Genomic DNA, 26,294 nt, shown 5'->3' on the forward strand with positions numbered 1-26,294 from the left:
CCCAAATCAATTTATTGGTTTCACGGTTCGCTGGAGCGAATCGTTGGCACTGGATGTAATGCGCGGCTTTGGCTGAATGGTTAACACCCGAACGCGGCTGGTGTCGAGCACCGGTCGATTTCGCGTTGACGGTCTTGGTTTGGCCAGCGTATCCGGCAAAAATAAGGAGTTATACGAACTTTGTGCGTATTGCCGCCGTTGCGACCGCCACAAACCAGCCGCAGCCTGCTGGTCGGTCGCATTTAGCCCACTCGCTTTGGTATAGGCTGCAATGGCCAAATCATACTGCCCCATTTGTTCATGGCAGTAGCCAATGTAGGTGTCGATCCGGGGAAACTGAGGCCGAAGTTGCAGCACGCGCTGATAATTTGCCAGGGCTGTGTAATAGTTTCGGTATTTCTGATTGATCAGCCCCATCTGAAAATAAGCCTGATAATAACTCGCCTGCAGATTCACGGTTTGCTGATAACAGGTCATGGCACTGTCGAGGATGCCCTTTGTATGGTAAATCAAACCCCGGCCATAATACAATCGGGCGGTGTTGGGAAAATAATTCAGTGCCCGCTCATTGTAGGCAAGCGCCGAATTCAGGTCGCCCAGTGTTCGGTACATCGAGGCCAGTTGATTGTAGGTCTCCAGATAACGAGGTTTAAGCCGCAGCGACTGCTGATACAGGTTTATCGCGCCGGTGGTGTCGCCTTGCCGGGCCGCCATTAATCCAGTAAAAAAAAACGCTTCCCCATCGTAGGGAGCCATTTGCAACGCTCTGGCAACGTACAGTTTGGCTTTATCGAACTGATTTTGCTGTTGGAGCAGGTCGCCCTGGAGGATATAGAGTTCGGGGGTATTGACACCCAGAATCTCAGCACGCTGGGCGTTCTGCAAGGCTTTGGCGGGTTGCTGCAACGACCGAAGCACCTGAGCGCGGGTCAGATAATACGACCCAATGTTATCATTTCGGTCGATGGCCTCGTCGATGTCTGTCAGTGCCTCGTTTATGCGCCCCATCGACAGCAGGATAGCGGCCCGTTTGGCATAGGCCGACGCTGGCGACGACTGATTGATGGCTCTGGTCAGCGCACGCAGGGCGCCCTGGGCCCGACTACTGTCACCGGGCTTCGGAAAATCCGGAATACGGGCCGTCTGCCGGTTGTCGCTGCCGCAGGCGAAAAACAAGGCAGCAAAGAAGATTGCGAGACACTGGCGCATTTGAATTGCGAAGGAGTGAATGAGTGAATGAGCGAATAGCTGACGCAGCCGCAACGGAGGCCCGGCACTATTCGCTCATTCACTCATTCACAATTCACTCATTGATTGGCAAATCGGTAAAACACCCCCAAAGGTAGCCGTTTTTGCGCCTTGTCGGCAACGGCTAATTCGCCCCATTCGGCATTGGGGACGGTACCGAACGTTTGCTGAATGAGGTTGTCCAGGATGAGCGACGAGAAACCGAGTGAATACAGATTGATGATAAAGAAAAAATGGGTGCGGTCGAGCAGGTCAGCACAGGATTTGAGCAGGTTGTTGAGTTGTTCTTCGAGTACCCACTTTTCGCCATCAGGCCCGCGCCCATAGGCCGGTGGGTCCAGAATGATACCGTTGTAGTGGTTCCCCCGCCGGACCTCGCGCCGAACGAATTTAACAGCATCCTCAACCACCCAGCGAATATCAGCCAATTCGCTGTGGTCCATGTTTTCCCGCGCCCAGCTAATGACCGGCTTCACCGCATCGACATGGGTCACGTCGGCTCCGGCCTGACGAGCCGCCAGCGACGCCCCCCCCGTATAGGCAAACAGATTCAGCACCTTTGGCTGGGCTACGCTGGCAGACAGGGCCTTGATTTTAGTATAAATATAGGCCCAGTTGTCGGCCTGTTCTGGAAAAAGCCCGACGTGCTTGAAGGTTGTCAGGGCCAGTTTAAATTTCAGATTCAGGCCATCCTGTCGAAACGAAACATACCAGGGGTCGCGCATGTCGGGCGTCGTTTGCCAGTCGCCCCGTTCGGGCGATTGGCGGTCGCGACGAAAAATAGCCTGGGCGAGACGCTCCCATTCGGCCTCAGGCAGGGATTTATCCCAGATAGCCTGCGGCTCGGGCCGGGATACTGTAAAGTTGCCAAACCGTTCGAGTTTCTGAAAATTACCCGAATCAATCAGCTCGTATTCAGACCAGGGGCGGGGAGTAATTAGCTGGATGTCAGGCATATAATAGTTTAATGATGAATTACTCTCTGTGGATTAATTCATCATTTATAATTCATCATTTTTTTCCTGCCCCATTTTTAAAATTAATTCAAATTCGTCGGGGCGGACGGGCATGACCGATAAACGCGATTGCCGGACCAGGCTGATGTTGGCCAGCAGGGGTTCGGCCTTGATCCGGGCCAGCGAAACAGGTTTCTCCAGCATCATTACCGGCTCCAGTTCAACGGCCACCCAGGCAAATTTAGCCTGAGCAGGGTCATCGGCAACGGTCGGGTCCTGGTGAGCTTCCCGCACGACCGTTGCCAGGCCAACCACTCCCGGATTGGTTACGCTATGGTAGAAGAGAACCTGATCACCTATTTTCATGGTGTTCAGGTTGTTACGCGCCTGATAATTACGGACGCCATCCCACACGGCGCGGCCCTGTTCAACAAAATGAGGCCACCCGTAGGTATCAGGTTCAGATTTTACGAGCCAGTAATTCAATGATAGACTGATAGAGTGGATGAATGATAGAATAGGTGAATTGCAGAATAATTCAATCATTCTATCATTCATCCATTCAAAATTAGGTCAATAATAATCATCCTGTTCCTGGCTGCTGCCGAAAGGAGAACCATATTCGTCGGCATCACCGTCGGCAAAACGTGAGCCAGCGACCTTGAAAGCCAGGGCTTTCTGGATAATCATGATCTGGCCGGTATGGTACATATCGTGGTTGATAATGCCATGCAGCATGTCGTAATAGGTATAATCGCGGCCCGGCACGATGTCTTCCAGAAACTCGTCGTCGTCGCGTTTGTCGAGTTCATTGATGAGTTCTTCCTGACTCAGGCTTAGTTCCATTTCGAGGGCTTCCCACTCGAAATCGTCAATTTTATCAGGCAGGGCACCAAAATCTTTGTTGGGCGTGGTAATATCAAATACCTCGTCGCCCTGCATCTTTTTGACGCAGAAAATCCGCCAACTGGTCATGTGAAAAACCAATTCGGCAATGCTGTGTGTGTTGGGCGTTATCCGACGCCCCGCCATATCGGGCGTAACGCCCCGCAGCACATCGACTACCGATGGGCCATGCCAGGCTTCCTCGCCCTCGTAGGTGGTGTTCAAAAGGTCAATGATGCGTATCAGCTCGTCGTTAGGGACCATAATTGATGTATAGCGAGTTGGTTCGTTTACCTAAGCTTTGGGTAATAGCCACTACCTGCTTACCGGCACGGAGTGCCTATTTTCCTAAAGCTAAAACCGGTGTTTTTATAGCTACTGCGTTCAGTCTTTTTTGTTCAGCTTTTTTATGCCCCCATATGCCGGGGTGATAAATCGGCAGGTTGAAATGAAAGGCGGGTCTACCTTCCAGCATACAGACAAATAACCACAAAGGTAAATCAATATTGACGGCCTTCCGAAAAAAATCCAGGTCTATAGGGACCTAACCGGCCCTTACTACAGCGATAATCTCCTCCCTCAACCCGACCGATACTGGAGTCTATTTTGTGGTGGATCAACAGCATGGCATGTTTTATGTACTTCTATCAGCATGTGACGTAAAATTAGCCTAAATGATACCTATCGAAAAAAAATATATGTTTTCATGTGCCCGGATGCGTTTGCTCCTGCCCTGCCTGCTCCTGGTATCGGGCTGCTTTGGGCAGGTAACCAAACCCCTGCGCTACCGCACTGAAGTTGGCAGCTTTTTTGCTACGTCGGGCGAAACACCCTTCTGGCTTCGGGCCAATCAGTATGGGATCGTTCCGTGCGAACATACCCTGATGACCCTGCGCCAGGCTATGCGGGTCGATTACCACGACAAACCGAAAACGAAACTCGATAGCCTGCGGGCCACCAACCGGCGGATTGACTGGGGTTGGGGAGCCGAAGCGGTTCTGAACGCGGGCTATGCCTACAAACTGCTTATACCGGAAGCCTACGTAAAAGTTAAATTCGGTGGGGCACTGGAAGTTTGGGCCGGTCGACGGCGGGAAATTTTTGGCTTAGTCGACTCGGCGCTTACGTCGGGTTCATTTGCCTGGTCGGGCAACACGCTGCCCATGCTGAAAGTGCAGATAGCCGTGCCTGACTATGTACCAAAAGGTGGCCTGTTCGCCTTTAAAGGCTCGTATGCCCACGGCTGGTTTGAAGAGGAGCGGTTCATCAATAACGTCATGCTCCACCAGAAAACGCTCTATGGCCGATTTGGAAAACCTAACTGGCGGCTAAAACTCTATGCCGGGCTGAATCACCAGGTTATGTGGGGCGGCAACACCGAACGGCTGCCCGGTTCGGTCATCAAAAACAATCAGTTGCCCAACCGATTCAGCGATTATGTCGATGTGATAACGGCCAGCGCGCTGGGCGACCGCCCCAATATCGACACAAATCGTATCAGCAGTTTTGACCGCGAGAATCGCATTGGCAATCACCTCGGCACGGTCGATCTGGGATTTGAGTATGCCGGGCAGCATTTTTCGATCTTTGCCTATCGCCAGAATATCTACGAAGATGGGTCGCTGTTTTACTTGATCAACATTCAGGACGGGCTAAACGGACTGCGTATCCGCAATCGACGTGCGGTAAATCCCAACGGGATTCAGATTCAGAACATGCTGCTGGAGTATCTGTATACGAAGAGTCAGGGGGGCGCCTTGTTTTTAGAAAATGCTTCGCAACGGGGCCGCGACAACTACTTCAATCATTCGCAGTATCAGGATGGGTGGTCGCGCTATGGCCTGACGATGGGCACGCCGTTCATAACACCAACGGCCGACAGCCGCAGCGATTTAGCGCAATATGGGTTTACCAATAACAACCGGGTGACGGTTATGCACATCGGTTTGTCGGGGCAGGCGTATGATTTTCTACAATTTCAACTTAAGGCATCGTATAGTGAAAACTTCGGCACGTATATTATTCCCTTCGACAAACCCGCCCGGCAATTCTCGTCCAGTGTCAGCTTTTCAGCTCCGCTCCCAATTTTGAATGGAGTAACAGCTATCGCAGCCGTAGCCACCGACATCGGCGACCTCTATACCAACAGCACCGGGTTCTATGTGGGCATTCGCAAAGAAGGACAGAGCCGGAAGCAGCACTAAACTTCTTTCACGCAGCTTATAGGCCGAAAACGCAGATTCACGCAGCCGATGAGTTGTCATTTCTGCGTGAATCTGCGTTTTCGATCGGCACCAACCTGTGCGTTGCCCGCTTACCGTTTGGTGCCAAAATCTGTCACCCAGTAATGCTTGTAGGTGCTGCTGGCGCTGTAGGCATAGCCGACGCCAACGTCTTTAAAATTGGCGCTCATGATGTTTTTACAATGACCCGGCGAACGCAGCCAACCATCTACAACAGTCCGGGTAGTTGTGTAACCAGCCGCAATATTTTCACCAGCCGCCCGCCAGATGTATCCCGCCCGCGTCATCCGGTCCCAGGGCAATGACCCATCGCGGGCGGTATGACTGAAATAAGTATAAGTTGCCATATCCTGGGCAAACATATCCGAAGCTACGTTAAGCTGGGTGTTTAAGGCCAGCGCCGGAACCGCCGGATATGTTGTGGTGCCGCATTGGCAGGGCTTCGACCGGGCCTGATTGATATAGGTTAGCAACTCCTGCTGCTGAATGGTCGAAGCGGCTCTCGCCCCAGCCGTAGTTGGCGTTGCCGCCGGAGCCTGACCGACGCCCCCATCTTTGTAAACCGATGACATAACCGGTGCGGGTGCCTGACTGGCTTCCTGGTCGGACTGACACGCAGCCGTGGCCCAGAGCAAAGCCGCTGCACTCAAAAAGTACGTTAGTTTCATAGATTATTTTTTAGGTCAATTTGTTGAGTAAACGGTATGTAAAGGCTAATTATTATAATATTCCACATAATAGATTAAACTATAGGTAATTATAAATAGAAATTGGTAACAAATAGAGATGATTGATAAATACCCGCGCACTGGAGAGCCAGCGGGTCGTTCAAACCTATAAAGACAACCAGTTATCTGCGTGGTGAATTGCCTTTTTCAGGCTGAGGCCGGAACACATACACGTCGAGCAGGGCGTATGGGCGGGCAAGGTATTCGCGGATGAGGGTGCGGAGGGAGTAGCCATCGGGAACATCCTGAGCAGCGAAGGCAATGGCCTCCATGCCCTCGTGATTGCCAATATAAAGGGCGCGGGCGTTGTGAAAATTCTGGGAGATAATCGTGATTTTTCCCTTGTTGAACTCGTCTTTGCAGCGCACCACCGAGTCGAATGTTCGATAACCCGCATAGTCCAGCGTCATGGCCGACGCGGGCACTCCCAGCTTTAGTAAGGCCCGCTGCATATCGACCGGCTCGCTGTAGTATTCCGAATCGTTATTACCACTCAGAATCAGGTATTTCACTTTACCTTCTTTCCAAAGCCGGGCAGTAGCTTCCATCCGGTAGCGAAAAAACAGGTTTTCTTTCCCCGTCCGCACAAACTTACTCGTGCCCAGCACCAGCCCAACGTCGTTGGCGGGCAGTTCGTCAATATTGAAATAAATTTGATTCCGGGTGTTATAAACGACCCACCAATTGCTAATCAGCACCACCGTTGACCCGGCAAACAGCAGAACGATGCCCGCCTTAATGACCCGTTTGGCTACACGAACGCCAACCGCTTCGCGGGGCTTCTCGTTGCTGTAGTCCGTAGCCAAGGTCGTGTTCATTTAGTCAAGACTAAAATGCGGATTATCAATAAAGCCGACCACATTGCCAAATGGGTCGGTGAGGGCTGCCGTTTTAATGCCTCCGCCCACTTCCTGAATGGCCGTGAAAATAGTAGCGCCTAAACCAAGCCAGTGGGCCATAACCCCGTCGATGTCGGAAACGCCCCAATACGTCAGCGTATCGGCATGGTTGATTTCGGCGGGTTTTGCGCCCGGCATAAGCCCCAATTCATAGCCGCCCACGGTAAAGCCAACGTAAAATGGCTGGTCGAAATACGGCTCGATACCCAGTGCCTTCGCATACCACTCTTTGGTGACCGAAAGGTCAGGAGCTGCGTAAATGACTGTCCGTAAGCCTAATAAGTTTGTTTCTGACATATGGATAGACGGTTTTCGTCCCCAACCGACCCATCGGTCGAGTTTTCAGTACGACAAACGACAAGTCAATTATCACGAAAATAGCCCTAACTGCACGGCTTCCTTCTCATCGATGACTTCAAGCGCGATTGTTTCCGGTACTGGCGTCGCCCTTACGGGTTCTTTAACGACTTTAGGGGTCAGCAATTTAACTTCTTTAACTTTGGCAAAAGGCAGTTTATTCCCTAACGCTTTCCAGCCCCGCACGTCGATAAATCCCTCCGGTTCCAGTGTCATTTTCTCAAGCGGCCCCCGGTCTTTCACCTGATGAATGATTTCGATGCGCGGGTGTCGGTCGGCGGTTACAACCAGATTCTTCGAGCCTTTCGTATCGCCAATGAAACTAAATTTCTTGTCGAGCGAGGTCGTCTCTACCTTAAATCGCTTCACATACCAGGCTTTCTGGTTGGCTTCGTAATAGACCGACGACAGCACCGTTTCGGGATCGAATTTCAGCAGCACGGCCAGGTCATTCGGTTCGTAGCGATTCGTCAGGTCGAAACTCGTCAGTTCATACTGGCCATCTTTATAAACGACCAAAATACTGTCTTTAGCGTCAAAATTACCGAGCAGCTTGCCGCGTTCATCGCGGTTGAGCCGCCCGAGGTGCTCGTCGTACCAAATATCGACCCCACCCAGCGTCGACACGCCACCCGACTTCTGGGTCAGTTTCCGCACCGAATACTTCGTCAGGATGTTTCCCTGGGCCGAGCGGTTTTTGATGGCAATGGCCGCGAAATCAAAATCGAACTGTTTGATTTTTGCCGAACTCTGCGCCGTCAGGTTGATCGTAATTACCTCAGCTTCCCCATTATCATTGGCGCTAAAATACGTCATTTTCGACTTCGGATTACCCATCGTCAGGTCATACTCCCGGTCGCGGGTTACGCCCGTAACGGGAAACCGTTTGGCCATCGAAATCCCCGACTTGCCGTCTAAATAGACAACGTTGTAAATTTTGCGCTCGTCGTTTTTCTTGAATACCGAAACATACACAATATCCTTGCCGACAAACACTTTTTCCTGAATTTTTGTAACAACACACTTCCCATCGCGCCGGAACACAATGATATCGTCGATGTCGGAGCAGTCGCTGACGTACTCATCTTTCTTCAGGCCATAGCCAATAAATCCGCCTTCGCGGTCGACATAAAGTTTCTGGTTGGCTGCCGCTACCACACTCGCGGCAATGGTATTGAACGCCCGAATTTCGGTTTTGCGCTCACGGCCCTTGCCATACTTCTTTTGCAGGTCTTTGTAATAGGCAATGGCATAGCGGGTGATGTTGGCCAGATTATCCTCTGTTTCAGCCAGTTCCTGCTCCAGTCGGCGCATCAACTCCTCGGCCTTAAAGCCATCGTATTTTGAAATCCGTTTGATCTTGATTTCGGTCAGGCGGATCAGGTCGTCCTGCGTAATGGCGCGATAAAATTGTTTTTTAAAGGGCTTTAAGGCTTTGTCAATTGTTTCGAGAACGGCCTCAAAGGTTTCGCACTCTTCGATTTTTCGGTAAATCCGGTTTTCGATAAAAATTTTCTCGAGCGAACTGTACAGCAGCCGCTCCATCAACTCACTACGCCGGATTTCCAGTTCGCGTTGCAGCAACTGCACGGTCTGGTGCGTATTGACCCGCAGAATATCCGTCACGCTCACGAAATGGGGCTTGTCGCCAATGATCACGCAGGCATTGGGCGATATGCTCACCTCGCAGTCGGTGAAGGCATAGAGCGCGTCAATTGTGACGTCGGGCGAAACGCCGGGCTGCAGGTGCACCAGAATCTCGACATCTTTGGCCGTATTATCGACCACGGCGGCTATGTTCCGGCTGGGCGCTTTGATTCGGATTTTACCCAACTCGGCGGCTTTCACAATCGAGTCGATCAACTGCGAGGTCGTTATGCCAAAGGGCACATCCCGAATGGCGAGAATTTTCTTATCAACTTCCTCGATTTTAGCCCGCACCCGCACTTTGCCCCCCCGGTGCCCGTCGTTATAATTGCCGACATCAATATGGCCGCCCGTCTGAAAATCGGGGAAGAGCGACACGGGTTTGTCTTTGAGGATATTAATCGAGGCCTCAATCAGTTCATTGAAGTTGTGGGGCAGTATCTTGGTCGACAGGCCAACGGCAATGCCCTCTACGCCCTGGGCCAGCAACAAGGGGAACTTAACGGGCAGCGTAACCGGTTCGCGTTTACGCCCGTCATACGACAACTGCCACTCGGTGGTTTTGTCGTTATAAATGGCATCCTGGGCAAACTTCGACAGCCGCACTTCAATGTAGCGCGGAGCCGCGGCCCCATCGCCCGTGCGAACATCACCCCAACTCCCCTGCGTATCGAACAGGAGTTCTTTCTGACCAATATTTACTAAAGCTTCGCCGATGGACGCATCGCCATGCGGGTGAAACTGCATGGTTTGCCCAATCACGTTGGCTACCTTGTTGAAGCGGCCATCGTCCATTTCTTTCAGCGCGTGCAAAATCCGGCGCTGAACGGGTTTCAGCCCATCTTCAACGGCGGGAACGGCCCGTTCAAGAATAACGTAGGATGCGTAATCGAGGAAGTAGTTTTCGTACAGCCCTGACACGACCGTCTGGTCGTGCAGCACATCATGAGTAGTGTCAATCGGTTGTTCATTGCTCTCAGAGACGTCGGTCAGGTCCATACCGTCGGCAGATGACTCTGCTTCGGGCTGCTGGTTATCGTCGTCCATGAAGGGTTCATTTTCTTCGTTCATCATTGATTTGCGCTCAGAACTTTTCCAGTGGATGGGTAACAGGGCCGACCGTTTGGTGGCGCATTCGGCTCCTTAAATATACAAAAAAAAGTTGAGAAAATGGCTTAAAAAGGCTAAAAAGGGCAATCTCACAAAATAAGTAATGTATTTTTCAATACCCTCTCCCCAAATCGACCGCATTGACTAACACCTCCCCCGCCCGAAAGCGGTCCAGGTTCCGCAGAAACCGGGCGACCTTGCCAGCATCCTCATCAGGCTGGCCACCGCCGGTATGTTGTGTGAGCAAAACGTTCGGCAAGTTCCAGAGTGGACTGCCGGCCGGAAGGGGTTCGGTAGCGGTCACGTCGAGTACCGCCCCGCCCAGTTGCCCCGACTGCAAGGCCCGAATCAGGGCCGGTTCGTCGGTTGTGCTGCCCCGGCCAACATTGGCGTAGAGACTGCCGGGTTTCATAGCCGCGATGACCTCCGCCGACACAAAGCCCGTTGCCGTGCCGGGCAGGCAGTTGACCAGAATATCCGTTTGAGGCAACACTGCGACGAGTTCATCGACCGAATGCAGGTCGGCCTGCGGGTCGGTGCGGGCGAGCATCCGGGTGGTGCAGTCGAAGCCGGTCAGCATTTGCCGGAGAGCCTGCCCAATGGTGCCCGTACCCAAAATGACGACCCGCTTCTGCCGCAGCGAGTCCATGCGGGTGCGGATGGGTGCTCCTACCCACTCAGAGTGATTTTGCAGCACGGCCAGTTCAGGAATACGCCGGTACAGGGCCAGAATGCCCGCCACCATGGTTTCGGCGCACGGCCAGGCATAGTAATCGCCCATGTTGGCAACGGCTGCATTGACCCCAACAGTTTTGTAGCCGTCGAACCCCGCCGAATCCAACTGCCAGAATTTCAGATTAGGCAACGATTCGGCAAACCAGGCCGACGGCGGATTGCCCAGCACCAGATCGGCCGACTGAAAGGTGGCCTGCTGCTCAGGGCTGGGCAGGTCGTGCCGAAAGACGACCGTAATGTCGGCGGGGAGTTGACGCCGAAGTTCGGCTTTGTGGGTGTCCTTAAGATTGGGATTGACAAAAAGCAGCATACTATTGTTACGCAAAATCAACTAATTTGGTTGCGTTTCGGGATTGTTCCTATCCTAATCGCCGGGTTAATTGATTTGTATTAAATAACCGCCGAATCGAACCCGTATTAGCCCACTGCTTTAGCTGTGGGTTTAGAAAAAATTGCCCCATGTCCCCTAACCGTTTCAACGGTTTATCGGGAGTTGAAACCGTTGAAACGCCGGGCCGCCGGAGCGGTTGGCCTCATTCGGTTTCTTTCGGCTCAACCCAGAGCTAAAGCAATGGGCTGGCAGATTGTCTTTTCGTCGGTTTATTAGTTCAACTCAATTAACCCAGCGATTAGAACATATCACTTTACCCCTTTCAACTGTCCCATCAGCCAGTTGGTCATTTTTTCGGTTTGTTCGGGGTAGGTCCAGTGGCCGGTGTCGAGGTAAGAGATGTCCAGCATCTTGGGACCGGGAATAACGTTGTAGGCCGCATACATGGACGTTGGCGGGCAGGTTTCGTCGTTGAAACCCCAGGAATAATAGCCTGGCACGTTCACCATCCGGGCAAAATTCACGACATCGTAATAACCCGTTGTTTTAATTCGGTCGGGTTTATTGTTGAACGCCAGCTCGTTGCCCGCAAACAGGTGCGGCCAGCCACCTGCCCGGCCGTTGAGGTAACCCGTTACGTCGGCCAGCGCCGGATAGTACGCCCCCAGCCATTTGATGCGGGAATCCAAACCGGCGGTAATAATGGATAAAGCGCCACCCTGACTCCCGCCCGTGACGGCCAGATTCTGCCCATCGTACTGTGGCATACTCGCCAGGAAATCGACGGCCCGAACGCAGCCCAAATACACTCGTTTGTAGTAATAGCGGTCGCGGTCGTCGAGGTTCTGAGCCTGATAGCCATTGAGCGGACCCCGGCTGAGGTCGACATACACGCTGGGATCCATGATGACGGGCACACCGTGAATACCCACTTCGAGCGTAATAAAGCCCTTATCAGCGTCGGCAACCATGCCATAATAGGGACGAACTCCGGCCCCCGGTACACGAAGAATGGCCGGGTATTTTCCTTCTTTTTTGGGTACGCATAAAATACCGTAGAAGCGGGAGTTGTTGATGTTTTGCAGGTTCAGGTGATAGACGTTGGTCAATTCGGTGCAGCGTTCGGGCAGTAAGGTCAGGCGGGCGTCGACGGGAATTTTTGCCAGGTCAGCTTTGGCATTGTCCCAGAATGCGTTGAAATCTGTTGGGTTGGCAACGGTTGGTTTGATGGTCAGCGGCTCGAACCCCGCCGTTGTCAGGCCCCGGTAGTCTTTGCCGTCGACCTCGGCGGTGGCAATGCAGCGCAGAAACCCCGCCGTTTTCATCGTACCGGCCTCTAAAGCCAGGGTTCCATCCTTGAGCGTAACGGCTTCTTTTTTCGTCGGCTCCATCTTCTCCGGCCCAATTTCATAGCGGAGTTTGGCGCCACGCAGCAACACGTTGTTTCTATAAACCGACACCATAAATTTAACCGGTTCGCCGGTCTTGTATAACCAGTCGGCGTGGTCGGGGGTGACGATGACTTTAACGGCCTTCTCAGCGGGCTGAGCGACAAGATTATTGAGACTAAAGAGGTAACAAAGCAGGAGCAGTCGTTTCATAAACCGGAAGTTAGTTTAGGCATAAAGATGAAACAAACCGGAACTTACCCGCATTCGACACCCTTACCGCTCATCTTTCTCCCAATTGAAAAGCGGGTGTTCAGCGGGCGTTTGGGCCTGTTTCATCAGCGTGAGCAGTGTGTTCAGTTTCTCTGGGTTGGTCTGGGCCAGGTTCGTTGCTTCGCCAATGTCGCTCTGCAAATTGTATAGCTCCAGCCGTTCGGGCTGGCTCTGCTTTTTCAGCCGGATTAGTTTCCAGTCGCCCTGCAAAACAGCCTGCCGAAGTTCGCCCTCATCGAACTGCCAGAACAGGTAACGGTCTTTTAACAAAGCCGGAGACGCCGGACGGCCCAGCAACCGACCCATGTCAACCCCGTCGATACGAGTGGGTGGCCCGGTGCCGGTTAGGGCGCAGAACGTAGGGCTAATGTCCCAGTTGGCCCAGATGTCATCACTGACTTTAGCTGCCGGCACGCGGCCCGGTGCCCAGGCAATCATCGGTACGCGAATGCCCCCCTCATACAAATCCCGCTTGATACCCCGCAACGGGCCATTACTATCGAAGAAATCGGGGTCTGCCCCACCCTCTTTGTGGGGACCATTATCCGATGTAAAGAAAACGTAGGTATTTTGGTCGAACCCATACTCCTTGAGCAGCTCCAATAATTTTCCGACATCCTTGTCCAGACGGGTGAGCATGGCGGCAAAGGTAGCGTGGGGATTTTCCTGCGTCGAATACGTCGTGCCCGGTGGTTTTATATAGACTTTTTCCGGAAACCGACTTTTGCCATCAGCCGTGAAAAACGGTTTCCTGTCGGCATCGGTCGTGGCTAATTCGGCATGAACGAGCGTAACGGGCAGGTACAGAAAAAACGGCTGCCGGTCGGCGTTGCGATTGCGTAGAAAATCCAGTGCCCCGCCCATTATGACATCATGGGTGTACTGGGTCGGTGTTAGCCGAAGCGGAGATAATTGCCCGTTATGCACCTGCCACAGCGAATCGGTATGGTAATGGTGGGCGTGGCGGTGGTGCAGATAGCCCGTGAACTCATCCCAGCCTTTGAGTTGGGGTGCGCCCGAATTGCTTTCCAGTCCCAAACCCCATTTACCAAACATGCCTGTTTTGTAGCCGTTGGCTTTCAGTCGCTGGGCCAGTGTTGTGTCGGATGCCCGCAGGGGTATTTCACCGTTGCCCCGCACGTAGGCGTGACCCATGTGCTTACCTGTCATCAGGGCGCAGCGTGAGGGCGCGCAGACCGTGCTGCCTGCGTAGAATCGGGTGAAGCGCGTACCCTGCCGGGCCATCCGGTCGAGGTTGGGCGTTTTCACGATTTTCTGCCCAAAACAGCCCAGATCGCCATAGCCTAAATCATCCGCCAGGATGTAGATTATGTTGGGACGGCGATTTTGAGCCTGTGTTGCGGGCCTACATAACCAATTGGCCATCAACAGGCTGAAAAGCATTACTTTTCTCCAAAACGAAAGCGCTGTTTTTGGTTGCATAAGCTTGCTGACCAATAGATACAGGAAAAATATAAATCAGTGCCCGTCGAATCAGGCTACCCGCGCCGGCATCCGATAAGCCTGCCGAACGGGCTGCAAATTCACGATGCACCGTACCAGCAATGTTAGGGGGAAGAGTACATCGACACCACCCGGCACTTTTGACAGCACCATGCCCACCAGAATCAACAGGGCCGTAATGCCAAAATACATCGTCCGGCGACGGGCAGTGGTGTTGGCACCGGTTGCCCAGTAGATTAGCGGCAGATGCAGCGGCATCAGGTAGAGCAGGGTTGGATTCCAGGCCGTAACACCATGATCCGTGGCCACCCAGAGCAGCAACAGAAACCACCCCAGAAAGCCCGACACGCCGAACAGAAGCCGGTCGAGCCAACGGTCAACCTTGCCCGGAACCATGTACCGCCGAACGGTGAATACAGCCACCAGAATACCCAGCAGGGTAAAAACAACGTGCGGGTCGAAAAGCAGAGATACCTGCTGGCGAAACCTCTGGGGGGCGTCGAAGGGCGTTAGGTTTTGAGCCACCAGCGGCACCACCTCGCCCGAAGGCCGGCGAAGGGTTGCGCGGGCCATCTGGTCGTAAACCTGATTGGGTATATACATCGCCTGCCAGCCCGTGGTTTCAACATCGGCGGGTGTGCCGAGGGCTAAATTCATGCCCAACTGCGCCCACCGCTGCCCACCAAGGTAATCGTTCATCCAGTCGCGGTACGACTTGCCGGTCATTTTGGTCCGGCTTGGCACCGTGAGGCTGTCGCCACAAACGTCGGCAAGTTTATCGCGGGGACGGGTGGCGCAGTTGTCGTAGTAAAATTTATACTGATACGTCCGGTTTTGGGGCAGGTAGTTTTCGTTCAGTACATCGAATAACCGCTGCCGTTGTGCGGGCGTCAGGTTGAGTACCTGCTCACGAATCGTCCGGTTTTCGATTTGTGCTCCGTACTGCATCGAGTACAGGTTGGTGATCGAAAGCGTGTAGGGCAGCGTGCCGCGCAGAAACTTAACGTAAAAATTATCGGTCGAAAAATCGAACGTTCCCCAGCCGTAAATGCGCTCCTGACTCACAATTGGATCAAACACCCGAATGGCCGTATGCCCAAAGCTGGAATACAACTCCGCGCCCGGCGAAACGGTCAGCAAACTTACCTGAGCGGCTGGCGAGAGTTTTTGAGCGAAGGATGAAGGATGAAGGATGAAGGATGAATAAACAAGGAGTGCCGTTACAAGCCAGTTTCTGCTTTTTGCCCAACGCTCCCTGCTATGCGCCCCGCGCCCCGTGCGCCCTGCGCCCTGGCAACTATTCATCTTCATCTTCATCTTCATTTTCATCGCCATCAACCTCATTACTATACACTCGTTTGGCCTTCCCTCGAATCGGCTCTTTTCCCTGAACGCAAATAACCAGTTCACCTTTTATTGTTTTTTGAGCAAAATACGCAATTAGTTCGGACAATGGCCCTCGTTGATTTTCTTCAAATAGTTTGGTCAACTCGCGCGACACACTGGCGGGACGATCTGCGCCAAATACATCGGCGAATTGCTGGAGGGTTTTCAGCAGGCGGTGGGGCGATTCATAAAAAACCATTGTTCGCTCCTCCCCGGCCAGTTCACCAAGCCGGGTTTGCCGACCTTTTTTATGCGGCAAAAACCCCTCAAACGTGAAGCGGTCGTTGGGCAACCCCGAATTGACCAGGGCTGGAACAAAAGCCGTCGGGCCGGGCAGACACTCCACCGGAATGTCGTTTTTGATGCACTCGCGCACCAGCAGAAAACCGGGGTCTGAGATTCCCGGCGTGCCTGCATCCGACACCAGCGCGAGGGTTTTGCCTTCTTTCAACTGGCTCACCAACCGCTGAACGGTCTGATGTTCGTTGAAAATATGGTAGCTATAAAGGGGTTTGCTGATGTTGTGGTGCCGCAACAAAACGCCCGATGTGCGGGTATCTTCGGCCAGAATCGCATCGACGGCTTGCAGGATTTTTATGGCCCGCAGCGTAATGTCGTCAAGGTTACCGATGGGCGTCGGCACGAGGTATAGTTTCATAATGTAAAATGAATAGTGGATACTGAATAATGCAAAAGCCATTCCTATTTACGGCATATTATCCATTATTCAGTATCCACTATTCATTAATTAGTTTGTCAATCGCCCTGGCTAATTTGTGGTCTTTTGCGGTGACGGTGTTGCCTGCGTCGTGCGTGGAGAGCTTGATAGTCACCTGGTTATACACGTTCGACCACCAGGGATGATGGTCCATTTTTTCGGCGATAAGCGCCACGCGGGTCATAAACGCAAAGGCTTCGCTGAAATCGGCGAAGGTGAACTCGCGGGTGAGTTGATTGTTGGTTTCTGTCCACATAAAAAAATCGTCAGCGGTTAGTCAATAGTCGACAGTAAAGGTACAACCCGCTGTTCGCTATTAACTAAGCACTGACGACTAAAATGCAGAGAGGAAGAGATTTGAGTACTCTGCAAATGTAACGTTTAATGCCGTGTTCTCACTGGTTGAGAACGGGGTGCCACCACCTTTTGCTCTGACATACTCGTATTTTTAGACAGCGCGGGTAAAACCTGACCTAATACCAGGCTCTTACTGAATCCGATTGGACTCACTGCAAAATCCTGTTGGACCAACCGCGCCAGGTGGCCGCATCGGTTCGGCCCGACCATGATGGGGTCATTGTATCATTGTGGACCCACGCGCTCACGAATCGCCAGCAATGGGAATACTTTGAGGTCGGGGTAAGCTCGGACGCCGACGTGTTCGCCTTCCTGTTGAATCAGACTGGGAAGGAGTTTAATTACAGGGGAGGTCGGGTTGCCCTATAGTGCGAAAAGCACTAACGGATCACACCTCCTTAACCGGAGTGCTGAGGGAGCAGAATAAAGCCCTCAACCAACAGGTCCGGGAGGACCAAAAAAACAATTGCCAGGCAGAAGCGGCAAATCGTCTGGTTAAAAATTAAGCAGTGGGACATTCTGGCTGGAGCCGTTTATTTAATGGTCATCCAGGTAAAATAACGTGAACGCATTTTTAGAAGATTCTTTGGCGGTCGCTCGCAAAATAGGTGGTGCAGCCGGTTAATTTTAGCCAGAACCGATGATGGCTGGCGTTCTTAAGAGGGATTTTGCGGCACTCACACAACCAATTATTCTGTTTTGGGCAACATTGATACTTTGATAAAATCATCCATACCTGACGAATTGATAGATTAGTGAACTATGGATGATTTTATTAAAGTCAAGACACTTGCTGCATTGTATAAGCCAAAGTGCGTTTAGTCGAAATTATAGTCAACCTTTATACACACGCTTTAATCTCGTATTCTACTGCCAGGAAATGCGTTAATTTACCTTGCTTATTAGGCAAAGGCTCAATTTTTAAATAGCATAAATAGAGTTCCCCATTACGCCGGTAATTAACTAACTCGGTCTCTACCTCTTGGCGTCTTTGCAACTGCCCCCGGATGAACTGTCTTGTGAGCGCATCGGTACCCGGTCCCTGGAGAAAATGAGGAGTTTTACCCACTACATCCATTGGCCTGTAACCCGTCATCGTCCAAAAGCAACGACTTACCCATAGAATTGTTTGCAGCAGGTTAGTTATCATTAAGGTGTGGCCACTTTCTAATGAACGGTGATAAGATTGACGCTGCCGACCACTAAGGGCCCAGGCAAATAATTCATTGAGTTGATCAAAAAACCGTACTTCATCGGGTTGAGCTTGTAGTTGCTGATGTATGAGTTGCCTGAAGAAGGTAGGCGTAATACCAGTGACTTTCCTGAACTGGTTAGATACGTGCGCTACGCTGCTATAATTCAGCTTATCGGCGATTTGAGTAAGGCTTAGTTCACCAGACAGCAGTAACTCGCTCACTCGTTCAACTCGTTGGACAATAAGGTACTGTTCAATCGTGATACCTATAGTAGCTGAAAAAAGGTTAGCCAGGTAAGTGTAATCGTAATTGAGCTGCTCACTGATATAAGCCGACTTTTTTTTAGGCCATACATCCCCATCCTGCGCCATATGTAAGAGGAGGTGTCTTAATTTTTCAATTAACAGGGCTTTATGGTCGTACATGGGTGTAGCAAGTCTTGAAACGGATAGCAGTTTTTCTGCTACCAAACGCCTGTTAATACGGGCAATTTACTTTGCCTGCTGATTAACCCAGACAACCCCGGCGTTACCTCTTTAGTCGGCTAAGTCAGGATACTTTCGGAGTGACTCTTTGCCAACTTTAAACAACTCCTACAGCACCAACCCAACAAGTAAAACCGGAAATCAGACAATTATATTACCGATTTACAGTAAATGTGTGAATTATGTAACATTTTTGTTATAAAATTCAATCAATTTCGTGGAATGAACAACTCATGTTACCAAATGAAAATTTTTTACTCATTCAACTCCCGAAAAATGAAACAAAGACTACTTCTTTATCTCGCATCCGTTATGCTATTAACCTGCCCGACGGTAGGTTTCGGGCAGATTCCGAACTTAGGGACTGCTTCCAGTTTTGCGCTCTTTACCGCAAACGGAGCCCTCACCAACAGTGGGGCATCAACAATAACAGGCGACATTGGCACGAATGTAGGGGCCATCTCTGGGTTTGGCACAGCAACGGTAACTGGAAACACTCGTGCTGCCGGTAGCTCCCAATCCATGCAGGCGGCTGCCGATGTCGTGTCGGCCTACAATTCGTTGACCGCCCTTCCGTGTAGCAGTACAATTGCCGCTGAATTGGGTGGGCAAACATTGACCCAGGGCGTTTCCTGCCAGAATACGGCTACGGCGACTTCCCTAAATGGCACCTTGACGTTAAGCGGGCCAGGCATATTTGTTATCAAGCTAAACAGCGCCTTAACGACTGCTACCAATTCTAAGATTGTGCTGACCAATGGTGCCACGGCGAACAATGTATTTTTCCAAATAAATGGAGCGGCTACTTTAGGAACGGGTTCTACGTTCCAGGGTACTATACTGGCTAAAGACGCTATCGTCTTAAATACCCAGGCCGCTCTGCAGGGTAGGGCCTTGTCCACGGCTGGAGCCATTACCCTCAATAACAATGTGGTTACTAACGTAGCCACACCAATGCCCGTATCGCTGGTATCCTTCACCGCTAAAGCCCAGGCAAATCATACTGTCGATTTAGCCTGGATTACCTCATTGGAAACCAATAACAAGGGCTTTCTCGTTGAGCGGAGTAAAGATCTGAAAGCATTTGAGAAAGTGGGAGAAGTAAACGAACTGGCCTCAGAAAGCAATGCGTTGAAGCACTACAAGTTAACCGATATAGCCCCTTACTTAGGCACCAGTTACTATCGGCTAACTCAAACTGATTTGAGTGGCAAGGCAACGGCCTTTCCAGCCATATCGGTGGTATTGCGGGATGAGGCCTATGGCGTATTTCCCAATCCGGTGGTGAATGATGGGCGGTTTGCCCTTCGGTTGGATGAGCCAGAAACTGCAACGGTCAACTTCTACAGTGCAGGGGGCTCTACACTGCCCTTGCAGAAAGCGGGGATTGGATCGGGGAATTTACTGCTAAAAACGCAGGGGAACCTATCGGCGGGTGTCTACATCGTGACCGTCGAAGAGCGGGGCCAAACCCGTCAGCATCGCATCGTGGTCAAGTAAGAGACGATGTATAGCCATCTATTCTTTTTCGCGAATGCACAATCTGACCGGGTAGAGCGTAGTCATTTGGGCAACCCTCCCTCAGCCTCAAGGCGTGGACTGTTTAGTTCACCCAAACTACTTTCACAACTTTAGCTATCATTCGGCAATGAATAAGAACACGAAATTTTCCATAGTGCCTCAGCCCAAGCGGGCCTATAAAACGCCAAAACTCAAGGAGTTGGGCAGTGTGCAAAAACTAACCCTAAAAGGCGGTTCCAATATGGACAGCTTTGGCGGCACCTTCGGTTGATAAAGGGGTTAGCAAAGAAAAAGTTTGGCCTGGGGTATCATTGGTTGATATCCCAGGCTTTTTTGTCTTCCAGCCGCCCTCTGGTAAATTCAGGGTTGGAGTCTTCCGTGAATCCCTGCTTGGCTTAGAACTCTCAGGATAGGGTATTATAGGGTAGTGAGTCCAAAAGGCGGCAGATGAATGGACGTATGGTGTCAGGTTATCACTCCAATTTGTTAGGTGTACTCATCCGAATGGTCCACGATCAGCAACTGGCGGAGGATTTACTACAGGATAGCTTTCTAAAAATCTGGCGCAATATCCATCAATATGACCCGGCTAAGGGACGCTTGTTTACCTGGATGTATCGAATCGTTCGTCATGTGGCTCTCGATTATTTGCAGACCGTTCGACAGGCCAATCAACGCATTGACGAGGTTCCCCTTGAACTGATGGGCGTTGTTATGCCCTCTTATCTCATGCCTGACCTCGCTTATTGGGTGAGGTCCAATTTGTCTCATACTCAGGGTAAGCTGATTGATTTAGTGTATTTTCAGGGCTATACCCATCAGGAAATTGCCAAAGATTTTGGCTTGCCGCTGGGCACGGTTAAAACCCGCGTTCGACGGGGATTGCACCACTTAAGAACGTGTATGACTCGATCCATTTTATGCCCATAGCGCCTGGTTCAATTCATTGGTATTGCATCAACCATACATACAATGGACAGTAAGCCAATAAAGTTGCCTGGGCTAAAATGACCCTACCTATTACCGATGTACGCTATCTGGCTGGTTATGGTAACTACACATGGGTTTACCTGGCGGATAGTCGCCGTGGCTTATCGTACCAGTGTCTTTCCCGTTTTACTTTATTATTGCCCGACTTCATTCGGATTCATAAGCCGTATTTAATCAACCCGGCCCATATTCTTTCTTTTCAGCGGACTGGCCCTTACTCAGCCGTAATAACGATGCAGGATAGAGCTGCATTCCCTGTTTCCAGGCGACGCATCGGGAAGGTAAATGAAGTTATCCAGCTAATTCGCCAGAATGGTTGACTTATTCTCGTCCATCCTAACCCTACCCTGAACCAACCTGGATAGTCGTTCCACACTTCATATTTTGGGGTTTAACAGCCGTCCAAACTTTAGCGTTGGGGCATTTTCATTATCAATCAGGCTTCTACCGTTGGGCGGGGCAACCCGCTTAGGGTACTGATTTGCATTATTCGGCAAACTTCCAATTGAGGTACCCCCAATTACTGGACCGCTCAGGGATTTAGGATCGGACGTTCATTTGTTCTTTTTTCACTGCCCTTTCCGACCTCATTGGGCGTCAATCCGCCCAGCGAACTATGAGGCCGAAACGAGCGGCCCACCGCAGTGGTTATATTCTCCTCGCCAATGCTCAATTTTCTCCTTGGCATCTTCGAGCGATAAGAACCAATGGGCATTCAGGCATTCATCTCGAAAACTCCCGTTGAATGACTCAATAAACGGCGGTCCGCCGATGCGGTTATCAGTGGGTTTACCAGGGCGAGAAAAGTCCAATGTTACCCCGTTATCATACGCCCACAAATCCAATGCCTTCGAAATAAATTCGCTTCCATCATCCACTTGAATGCGTTGAGGAATAGCCAAATCTACGATTTATAAATGATTCATCACCCTCACCACATCTTCCCCTTTTAACGACTGGCCGACGTGAATAGCCAGACACTGGCGGCTAAAGTTATCGACCGCTCGGGCGGCCCCGTACAGTTAAAGCCCTGATTTTACGGCCATCGAAGAGCTGATCAGCCACGAAGTCCATGCCGCTGCGGTGGACCGCTCCAACACTGGTTGATATTAGAGAGCTCAGGCCGACCTAGTCGATGAGCCGCTGATCGCTTGCGCCGAGGCCGCTTGCACGCAGATTAAGCCCTTCTAAGCGATATAAACGGTGTATTCGTTTATGATTATCACGCCACCCCTCCCGCCTAAGCAAGGTAAAATGCGTTGACAACCATATCGCACGCGGGTCTCAGCAATCTCTCGAATCCGTTTTCTAATGACAGAGTCGTCGCGCGAATGGGCCTTATAGAACCAGGTTGATCGTCGTAACAGTACAACTTCGCAGGCTCGTCGGTTGGAGATTCGGTAGTCGTTCATTAAGCTTTGGGCCAGCCTTCTTTTCTGATCTGGCCTTAAAGCTTTTTTTTGATCACCTCCTGGAGCATCTGTTTGCCCAGGCTTAAATCGGCGACCAACTGCTTTAGTTGCTGGTTTTCTTCCGCTCCGGCGGCCTGGCTCCAACTGACGCAGTCGTCGAAGTTCGGGAACGCCCAGGCTACCATACTTTTTCTTCCAATTTTAGAAAGTGGCTTCACTTATGCCCATCTTGCGGCAAACCTCGGCAACGACGGTTCCGGTGTCGGCTTGTCGAAGCGCAAAGACGATTTGCGCTTCGGTGAATTTTATCTTTTTCATAAGCGATTATTGGTTGTTTAAATTACCGAAAAATCGCCCGAACTCTCTACTTTAGATCGGTCCAGTTTACTGGGGAGAGGTCACGTCGTTTGAATGCAGGTTGCCGTCGCTATAGCACTGAGCGTGCTGATTTTGTAATTCTCTTGCTGAATAACCGGAACGGGTCGGTTTGCTTACTGCCAACATTTTCGCTGAAAAATCCACTGTAGGCTTCCCACCCGTTTTGTGCCAGGATTTCCCCCGGCGACCCATTCCCTGACTAACTAATATAGGGGCGTGTACCCAGGCGTTCGCCACTAGTGCCGGTTCTGGGTATAGAACCCGTTGGTTTCGTCGGCAATCGCCTTTTTGATGGCTGGTTCGTCGGGCAAATTTTGCGCTTGCAAGGCTGATAGACAGCTAATTAAAAGAAGGAGAGTGGTAAACGATGTCTTCGTTTGGTGAACTGAGTTTCTAAAAGGGCATAAAAAAAGCCCGAAACGGGGAAGTTTCGGGCACCAGGCATTAATCGTTGCTACTTTGCAGAGAGGAAGAGATTCTCACCTATACACAAGTACAGTAAACTACACTCCGTAAAACACCTGATTTACAGCATATTGAATTATGGTACATTTAAATAAAATAATATAGAATAACACAGAGTAAAGAAAAAAATGTGTGTAAATTTGTGTGTAACTCTAATGTACACACAAGTGGAGACTGGAATATTCGAACTCAAACGAAGCGTCTCTTTCTTTCTCGAGAAACGAAAAGATCCGTCGGGCGCGCTCATCATCAATAATGTGCCTATTCGTATAGCCATCTCCTACGGCGGCAAACGACTAATGTTGAATGCGGGTTACCGAATCGATGCATCCAAGTGGCATGAGGAAAAACAGCGGGCAAAGAATAACACTACGCAAAAAGGCGGGTTGGCCAATGAGATTAATGGTAAGTTGAATACGCTGGAAAACGGTATCAATGAGTTCTTTAAAGCCTGTGAGGTAAAGAAGGTAAATCCTACCCTATTCGAAGTCAAAGCGGTCTTTGATCGATTGTCTAAAAATAAGCAGGAGAAGAAAGAAACATTCTTTACTGCCTTTGACCGATTTACCCAAACCTGCGGTCGGGAGAATGACTGGCAGGAGGATACGTATGAGAAATTTAGCGTAACACGGCGGCACCTGGAGAGTTTTGACAAAAACCTGTCGTTTGAAAATCTCAATGCTGACCGTATGATTGATTATTTAAATTACCTGCGGAGTAAGCGGGACCTGCGGAATACAACCATTGTTAAGAATTTCAGCTTTGTTAAGTGGTTTCTACGCTGGGCGGCTAAAAACCAATACCCTGTCAATCAGGGAGCTCTGGATTTTAATCCCAAACTGAAAGGGACTGACGGTAAGATTAAGAAAGTCATTTTCCTCAGCCTTGACGAATTGACTCACCTCTACCGATTTGAGATTCCTGCCTCTAAAGAATACCTGACTAGGGTGCGGGACGTGTTTGTCTTCTGCTGCTTTAGCGGGCTTCGCTATTCGGATGTGTTTAGCCTGAAAAAGTCGGACGATAGAGGTTCGTACTTTGAATTCGTCACCCAGAAGACCAGCGAGTCGCTAAAGGTCGAGACCAATAAGTATAGCCGGGCCATTCTGGATAAATACAAAGAGATGCCGTTTAAAGGTGATAAAGCCTTACCCGTCATTTCCAACCAAAAAATGAATGACTATATAAAGGAGTTAGGCGAGCTGGCCGGACTTGATACCCCTGAAACCCTGGTGTATTATAAAGGGAACCGACGCGTTGAGGAGACCTACCCCAAGTATGCCCTGCTGAGTACCCACTGTGCCCGAAAAACCTTCGTGACCAATCTTATCTATCTTGGCGTTAGTGACCATGTAATCCGGCAATGGACGGGCCACAGGGACCACAAAAGCTTTGACGTGTACCACAAGATTGTGGATGACATCAAAGCTCGTGAAATGGCAAAATTTGATGATGTGTAGTTTGTCTCCAATACTCACCTTTAACTAGTATCATTCAATGCAAAACGAACAGGTATTTTTACAGGATTTTTTGCTACAAACCCAAAAGAAGCAGCAACAGGAAGTACAGCGCAATCAACAAAACTATAATAACTGTGTGCAAATGCTACGTAAATACGACCAGGAATTAATGGGTGAATCCCAGCCTAACCTGTTTCGACTAAGGCAAATGAAAAGAAATGTACAGCGTTTTGCGAAAGTTTTTAAAACCGAATTGAAGGACCTGAATGATAAAGATATCCCTCCTACTGTATATCACGCAATTGAGCTACCATCTGCTTATGGACAAATGAGCTATAGTCAATTTTATGACTGGAAAAAAGAACTCATTGACAAAGCCTTAAGCAGATTCAGTGATTCAATGGAAATAATTGATAGCCAGATAGAACACATATCAAATAGGCCCGATCTGGACATGTCAACACTGGGATCAATTGCCGATTTTCTTACCGATGAGGGATGTAAGCTCATACCATTTATTAAGGATAAGTACACCGACACAAAACCAGCTAAAGGCTTAACAGCACTGATAATAGCCTTAGAAAACCTAAAATTGTTCAAAGTTAATGTAATTGAAAGAGGGGTTAAAGTGAAATTTCACCGGGTACTTTCTGAACTTCTAGGCAAAATTGGAGGATTAAGCACCTACGAAAAATCTCTCCCAAAATATAACATGGGACCCGACAAGAAGAAGTCAGATGAAATCAAGCGTACAATTGATAAACTAGTGAACGAGCTTGGAAAGCAATAATTAGTTTTTCAGTTTTTCACGTGAATTCACATGAAAAACTGAAACTCATAAACATTCACATTTGCCATTGTTACAACAAACGAAGGCAAAATGAGCTATCCAAATAATCCTTTTACTTCAATAGAAGAGCGCCTTGAGCGGATCGAATTTCTTTTACTTGGCAAGCTAACAGGGGGCACTTTAGCTTCAAGTGTCAATAATTGCGCTAAGCAACACATCTACGGTATTGATGGTCTGGCCAGGCTTCTTAATTGCAGCAAGCCAACAGCACAGCGCATTAAAGACTCTGGAAAAATCCCCTTTACTCAGGTCGGGCGGAAGATTGTTTTTGACCAAGATCAGGTTTTGTCTGCTCTTGGAAAAGGGGGTGTAGCCGCATGAGTCAGCTCCCCGCCTTCCGCCAACTTCAGAACTTTATCGGAGAACAGACCGCCCGCAAGCCCAAAAAGAAAGGACCGAAAACGGAATCAGCTAATGCACTCACCCGGCGCATTGTTGAGCATATCCGCAAGCAGGGCCACTTTGCTACCCGCTTATCATCGACCGGCACGTTCAGAGCTGATCTTAAAAAGTTTGTACCATCCCAGCAACGGACAGGCCTGCCAGACATTATGGCCGTCGTGGAGAGCCGCGCCTGCTTTGTTGAGGTCAAAGTTGGGCGCGATACCCTCAGCCAGGACCAGAAGAAAGCCATTGCCGAACTTCAAAAGGCAGGCGCCTGCGTGTTCGTCGCCCGTGATTTCGACTCCTTCACGGCATGGTTTACCGCCGAGTTCCTTACCGCTACGGCGGACCGCCCTCCATTTGCCTAATCCACCCCAAAAAAACAGCCGCACAACGGGGGCAACCGAAGGCGGCTAAAACACTGATTG

26 protein-coding genes and 1 pseudogene are annotated in these 26,294 nt (G+C 50.4%); 11 read left to right on the plus strand and 16 right to left on the minus strand.

Going from position 1 to position 26,294, the window contains the following annotated elements:
- Nucleotides 1-6: 6 nt before the first annotated feature.
- The 4 genes from ACYVI1_RS00300 to ACYVI1_RS00315 form a co-directional block, all read right to left on the minus strand.
- Entirely contained in the window at nt 7-1,209 is a 1,203-nt protein-coding gene (locus tag ACYVI1_RS00300; RefSeq protein WP_460905338.1) for a tetratricopeptide repeat protein, read from the minus strand.
- A gap of 98 nt (nt 1,210-1,307) precedes the next feature.
- On the minus strand, nt 1,308-2,204 hold the full coding sequence (locus ACYVI1_RS00305) for a class I SAM-dependent methyltransferase (protein ID WP_460905341.1): 897 nt from the start codon (nt 2,202-2,204) through the stop codon (nt 1,308-1,310).
- A 45-nt stretch (nt 2,205-2,249) separates the two neighbouring features.
- On the minus strand, nt 2,250-2,690 hold the full coding sequence (locus tag ACYVI1_RS00310; protein WP_460905343.1) for an EVE domain-containing protein: 441 nt from the start codon (nt 2,688-2,690) through the stop codon (nt 2,250-2,252).
- Between the two features lie 87 nt (nt 2,691-2,777).
- The gene (locus tag ACYVI1_RS00315; protein WP_460905345.1) at nt 2,778-3,353 is read right to left on the minus strand and encodes a DinB family protein; all 576 of its coding nucleotides are present in this window, start codon (nt 3,351-3,353) and stop codon (nt 2,778-2,780) included.
- Nucleotides 3,354-3,763: 410 nt separating this feature from the next.
- On the opposite strand from ACYVI1_RS00315, the gene ACYVI1_RS00320 reads away from it, so the two are divergent.
- On the plus strand, nt 3,764-5,293 hold the full coding sequence (locus ACYVI1_RS00320) for a capsule assembly Wzi family protein (protein ID WP_460905348.1): 1,530 nt from the start codon (nt 3,764-3,766) through the stop codon (nt 5,291-5,293).
- A gap of 110 nt (nt 5,294-5,403) precedes the next feature.
- On the opposite strand, the gene ACYVI1_RS00325 is transcribed toward ACYVI1_RS00320, so the two are convergent.
- The 5 genes from ACYVI1_RS00325 to ACYVI1_RS00345 form a co-directional block, all read right to left on the minus strand.
- Nucleotides 5,404-6,000 (minus strand): CAP domain-containing protein, encoded by a 597-nt coding sequence (locus ACYVI1_RS00325; protein ID WP_460905350.1) that lies wholly within the window; start codon nt 5,998-6,000, stop codon nt 5,404-5,406.
- A 182-nt stretch (nt 6,001-6,182) separates the two neighbouring features.
- On the minus strand, nt 6,183-6,878 hold the full coding sequence (locus ACYVI1_RS00330) for a SanA/YdcF family protein (RefSeq protein ID WP_460905353.1): 696 nt from the start codon (nt 6,876-6,878) through the stop codon (nt 6,183-6,185).
- Nucleotides 6,879-7,256, minus strand: a complete 378-nt coding sequence (locus ACYVI1_RS00335; RefSeq protein WP_460905355.1) for a VOC family protein — start codon at nt 7,254-7,256, stop codon at nt 6,879-6,881.
- Nucleotides 7,257-7,328: 72 nt separating this feature from the next.
- Entirely contained in the window at nt 7,329-10,037 is a 2,709-nt protein-coding gene (locus ACYVI1_RS00340) for a DNA gyrase/topoisomerase IV subunit A (RefSeq protein WP_460905357.1), read from the minus strand.
- Between the two features lie 148 nt (nt 10,038-10,185).
- Nucleotides 10,186-11,118: a D-2-hydroxyacid dehydrogenase gene (locus tag ACYVI1_RS00345; protein WP_460905663.1), complete on the minus strand. Its 933-nt coding sequence runs from the start codon at nt 11,116-11,118 to the stop codon at nt 10,186-10,188.
- A 126-nt stretch (nt 11,119-11,244) separates the two neighbouring features.
- Here ACYVI1_RS00345 and ACYVI1_RS00350 point away from each other — a divergent pair, with 126 nt between their 5' ends.
- A complete protein-coding gene (locus ACYVI1_RS00350) occupies nt 11,245-11,415 on the plus strand; it encodes a hypothetical protein (RefSeq protein ID WP_460905360.1) in 171 nt (56 codons plus the stop codon).
- Nucleotides 11,416-11,447: 32 nt separating this feature from the next.
- Here the strand turns inward: ACYVI1_RS00350 and ACYVI1_RS00355 are convergent, their stop codons facing one another.
- The 5 genes from ACYVI1_RS00355 to ACYVI1_RS00375 form a co-directional block, all read right to left on the minus strand.
- A complete protein-coding gene (locus ACYVI1_RS00355; protein WP_460905362.1) occupies nt 11,448-12,740 on the minus strand; it encodes an acetylxylan esterase in 1,293 nt (430 codons plus the stop codon).
- 63 nt (nt 12,741-12,803) lie between these two features.
- Nucleotides 12,804-14,243: an arylsulfatase gene (locus tag ACYVI1_RS00360; protein ID WP_460905365.1), complete on the minus strand. Its 1,440-nt coding sequence runs from the start codon at nt 14,241-14,243 to the stop codon at nt 12,804-12,806.
- A 51-nt stretch (nt 14,244-14,294) separates the two neighbouring features.
- A complete protein-coding gene (locus ACYVI1_RS00365; protein ID WP_460905369.1) occupies nt 14,295-15,575 on the minus strand; it encodes a lipoprotein N-acyltransferase Lnb domain-containing protein in 1,281 nt (426 codons plus the stop codon).
- Nucleotides 15,562-16,308, minus strand: a complete 747-nt coding sequence (gene rsmI, locus ACYVI1_RS00370) for a 16S rRNA (cytidine(1402)-2'-O)-methyltransferase (protein ID WP_460905372.1) — start codon at nt 16,306-16,308, stop codon at nt 15,562-15,564. The genes ACYVI1_RS00365 and rsmI overlap by 14 nt, the downstream gene beginning before the upstream one ends.
- 79 nt (nt 16,309-16,387) lie before the next feature.
- Nucleotides 16,388-16,624 carry a 4a-hydroxytetrahydrobiopterin dehydratase gene (locus tag ACYVI1_RS00375; protein WP_460905375.1) on the minus strand — a complete coding sequence of 79 codons (237 nt, stop codon included), beginning with the start codon at nt 16,622-16,624 and terminating at the stop codon, nt 16,388-16,390.
- 266 nt (nt 16,625-16,890) lie between these two features.
- Here ACYVI1_RS00375 and ACYVI1_RS00380 point away from each other — a divergent pair, with 266 nt between their 5' ends.
- The gene (locus ACYVI1_RS00380; protein ID WP_460905377.1) at nt 16,891-17,094 is read left to right on the plus strand and encodes a hypothetical protein; all 204 of its coding nucleotides are present in this window, start codon (nt 16,891-16,893) and stop codon (nt 17,092-17,094) included.
- A 472-nt stretch (nt 17,095-17,566) separates the two neighbouring features.
- Here the strand turns inward: ACYVI1_RS00380 and ACYVI1_RS00385 are convergent, their stop codons facing one another.
- Complete coding sequence (locus tag ACYVI1_RS00385) at nt 17,567-18,346, minus strand: helix-turn-helix domain-containing protein (RefSeq protein WP_460905380.1); 780 nt, start codon at nt 18,344-18,346, stop codon at nt 17,567-17,569.
- 336 nt (nt 18,347-18,682) lie between these two features.
- Here ACYVI1_RS00385 and ACYVI1_RS00390 point away from each other — a divergent pair, with 336 nt between their 5' ends.
- The 4 genes from ACYVI1_RS00390 (at nt 18,683) to ACYVI1_RS00405 (ending at nt 21,237) form a co-directional block, all read left to right on the plus strand.
- Nucleotides 18,683-19,906, plus strand: a complete 1,224-nt coding sequence (locus ACYVI1_RS00390) for an ice-binding family protein (protein ID WP_460905383.1) — start codon at nt 18,683-18,685, stop codon at nt 19,904-19,906.
- Between the two features lie 148 nt (nt 19,907-20,054).
- Nucleotides 20,055-20,198, plus strand: coding sequence for a lasso RiPP family leader peptide-containing protein (locus ACYVI1_RS00395; protein ID WP_460905386.1), 144 nt, complete (start codon nt 20,055-20,057; stop codon nt 20,196-20,198).
- Nucleotides 20,199-20,374: 176 nt separating this feature from the next.
- On the plus strand, nt 20,375-20,857 hold the full coding sequence (locus tag ACYVI1_RS00400) for an RNA polymerase sigma factor (RefSeq protein WP_460905388.1): 483 nt from the start codon (nt 20,375-20,377) through the stop codon (nt 20,855-20,857).
- Nucleotides 20,858-20,934: 77 nt separating this feature from the next.
- The gene (locus tag ACYVI1_RS00405) at nt 20,935-21,237 is read left to right on the plus strand and encodes a LytTR family DNA-binding domain-containing protein (protein WP_460905391.1); all 303 of its coding nucleotides are present in this window, start codon (nt 20,935-20,937) and stop codon (nt 21,235-21,237) included.
- A gap of 212 nt (nt 21,238-21,449) precedes the next feature.
- Here the strand turns inward: ACYVI1_RS00405 and ACYVI1_RS00410 are convergent.
- A pseudogene (locus tag ACYVI1_RS00410) lies at nt 21,450-22,647 on the minus strand (IS3 family transposase).
- 692 nt (nt 22,648-23,339) lie between these two features.
- Here ACYVI1_RS00410 and ACYVI1_RS00415 point away from each other — a divergent pair.
- The 4 genes from ACYVI1_RS00415 (at nt 23,340) to ACYVI1_RS00430 (ending at nt 26,234) form a co-directional block, all read left to right on the plus strand.
- Entirely contained in the window at nt 23,340-24,632 is a 1,293-nt protein-coding gene (locus tag ACYVI1_RS00415; protein WP_460905394.1) for a phage integrase SAM-like domain-containing protein, read from the plus strand.
- 37 nt (nt 24,633-24,669) lie between these two features.
- On the plus strand, nt 24,670-25,422 hold the full coding sequence (locus tag ACYVI1_RS00420) for a hypothetical protein (RefSeq protein ID WP_460905397.1): 753 nt from the start codon (nt 24,670-24,672) through the stop codon (nt 25,420-25,422).
- Between the two features lie 90 nt (nt 25,423-25,512).
- Nucleotides 25,513-25,803, plus strand: coding sequence for a DUF3853 family protein (locus ACYVI1_RS00425; protein WP_460905399.1), 291 nt, complete (start codon nt 25,513-25,515; stop codon nt 25,801-25,803).
- The gene (locus ACYVI1_RS00430; protein WP_460905402.1) at nt 25,800-26,234 is read left to right on the plus strand and encodes a VRR-NUC domain-containing protein; all 435 of its coding nucleotides are present in this window, start codon (nt 25,800-25,802) and stop codon (nt 26,232-26,234) included. The genes ACYVI1_RS00425 and ACYVI1_RS00430 overlap by 4 nt, the downstream gene beginning before the upstream one ends.
- Nucleotides 26,235-26,294: the final 60 nt, after the last annotated feature.

The organism is Spirosoma areae, assembly GCF_054781775.1.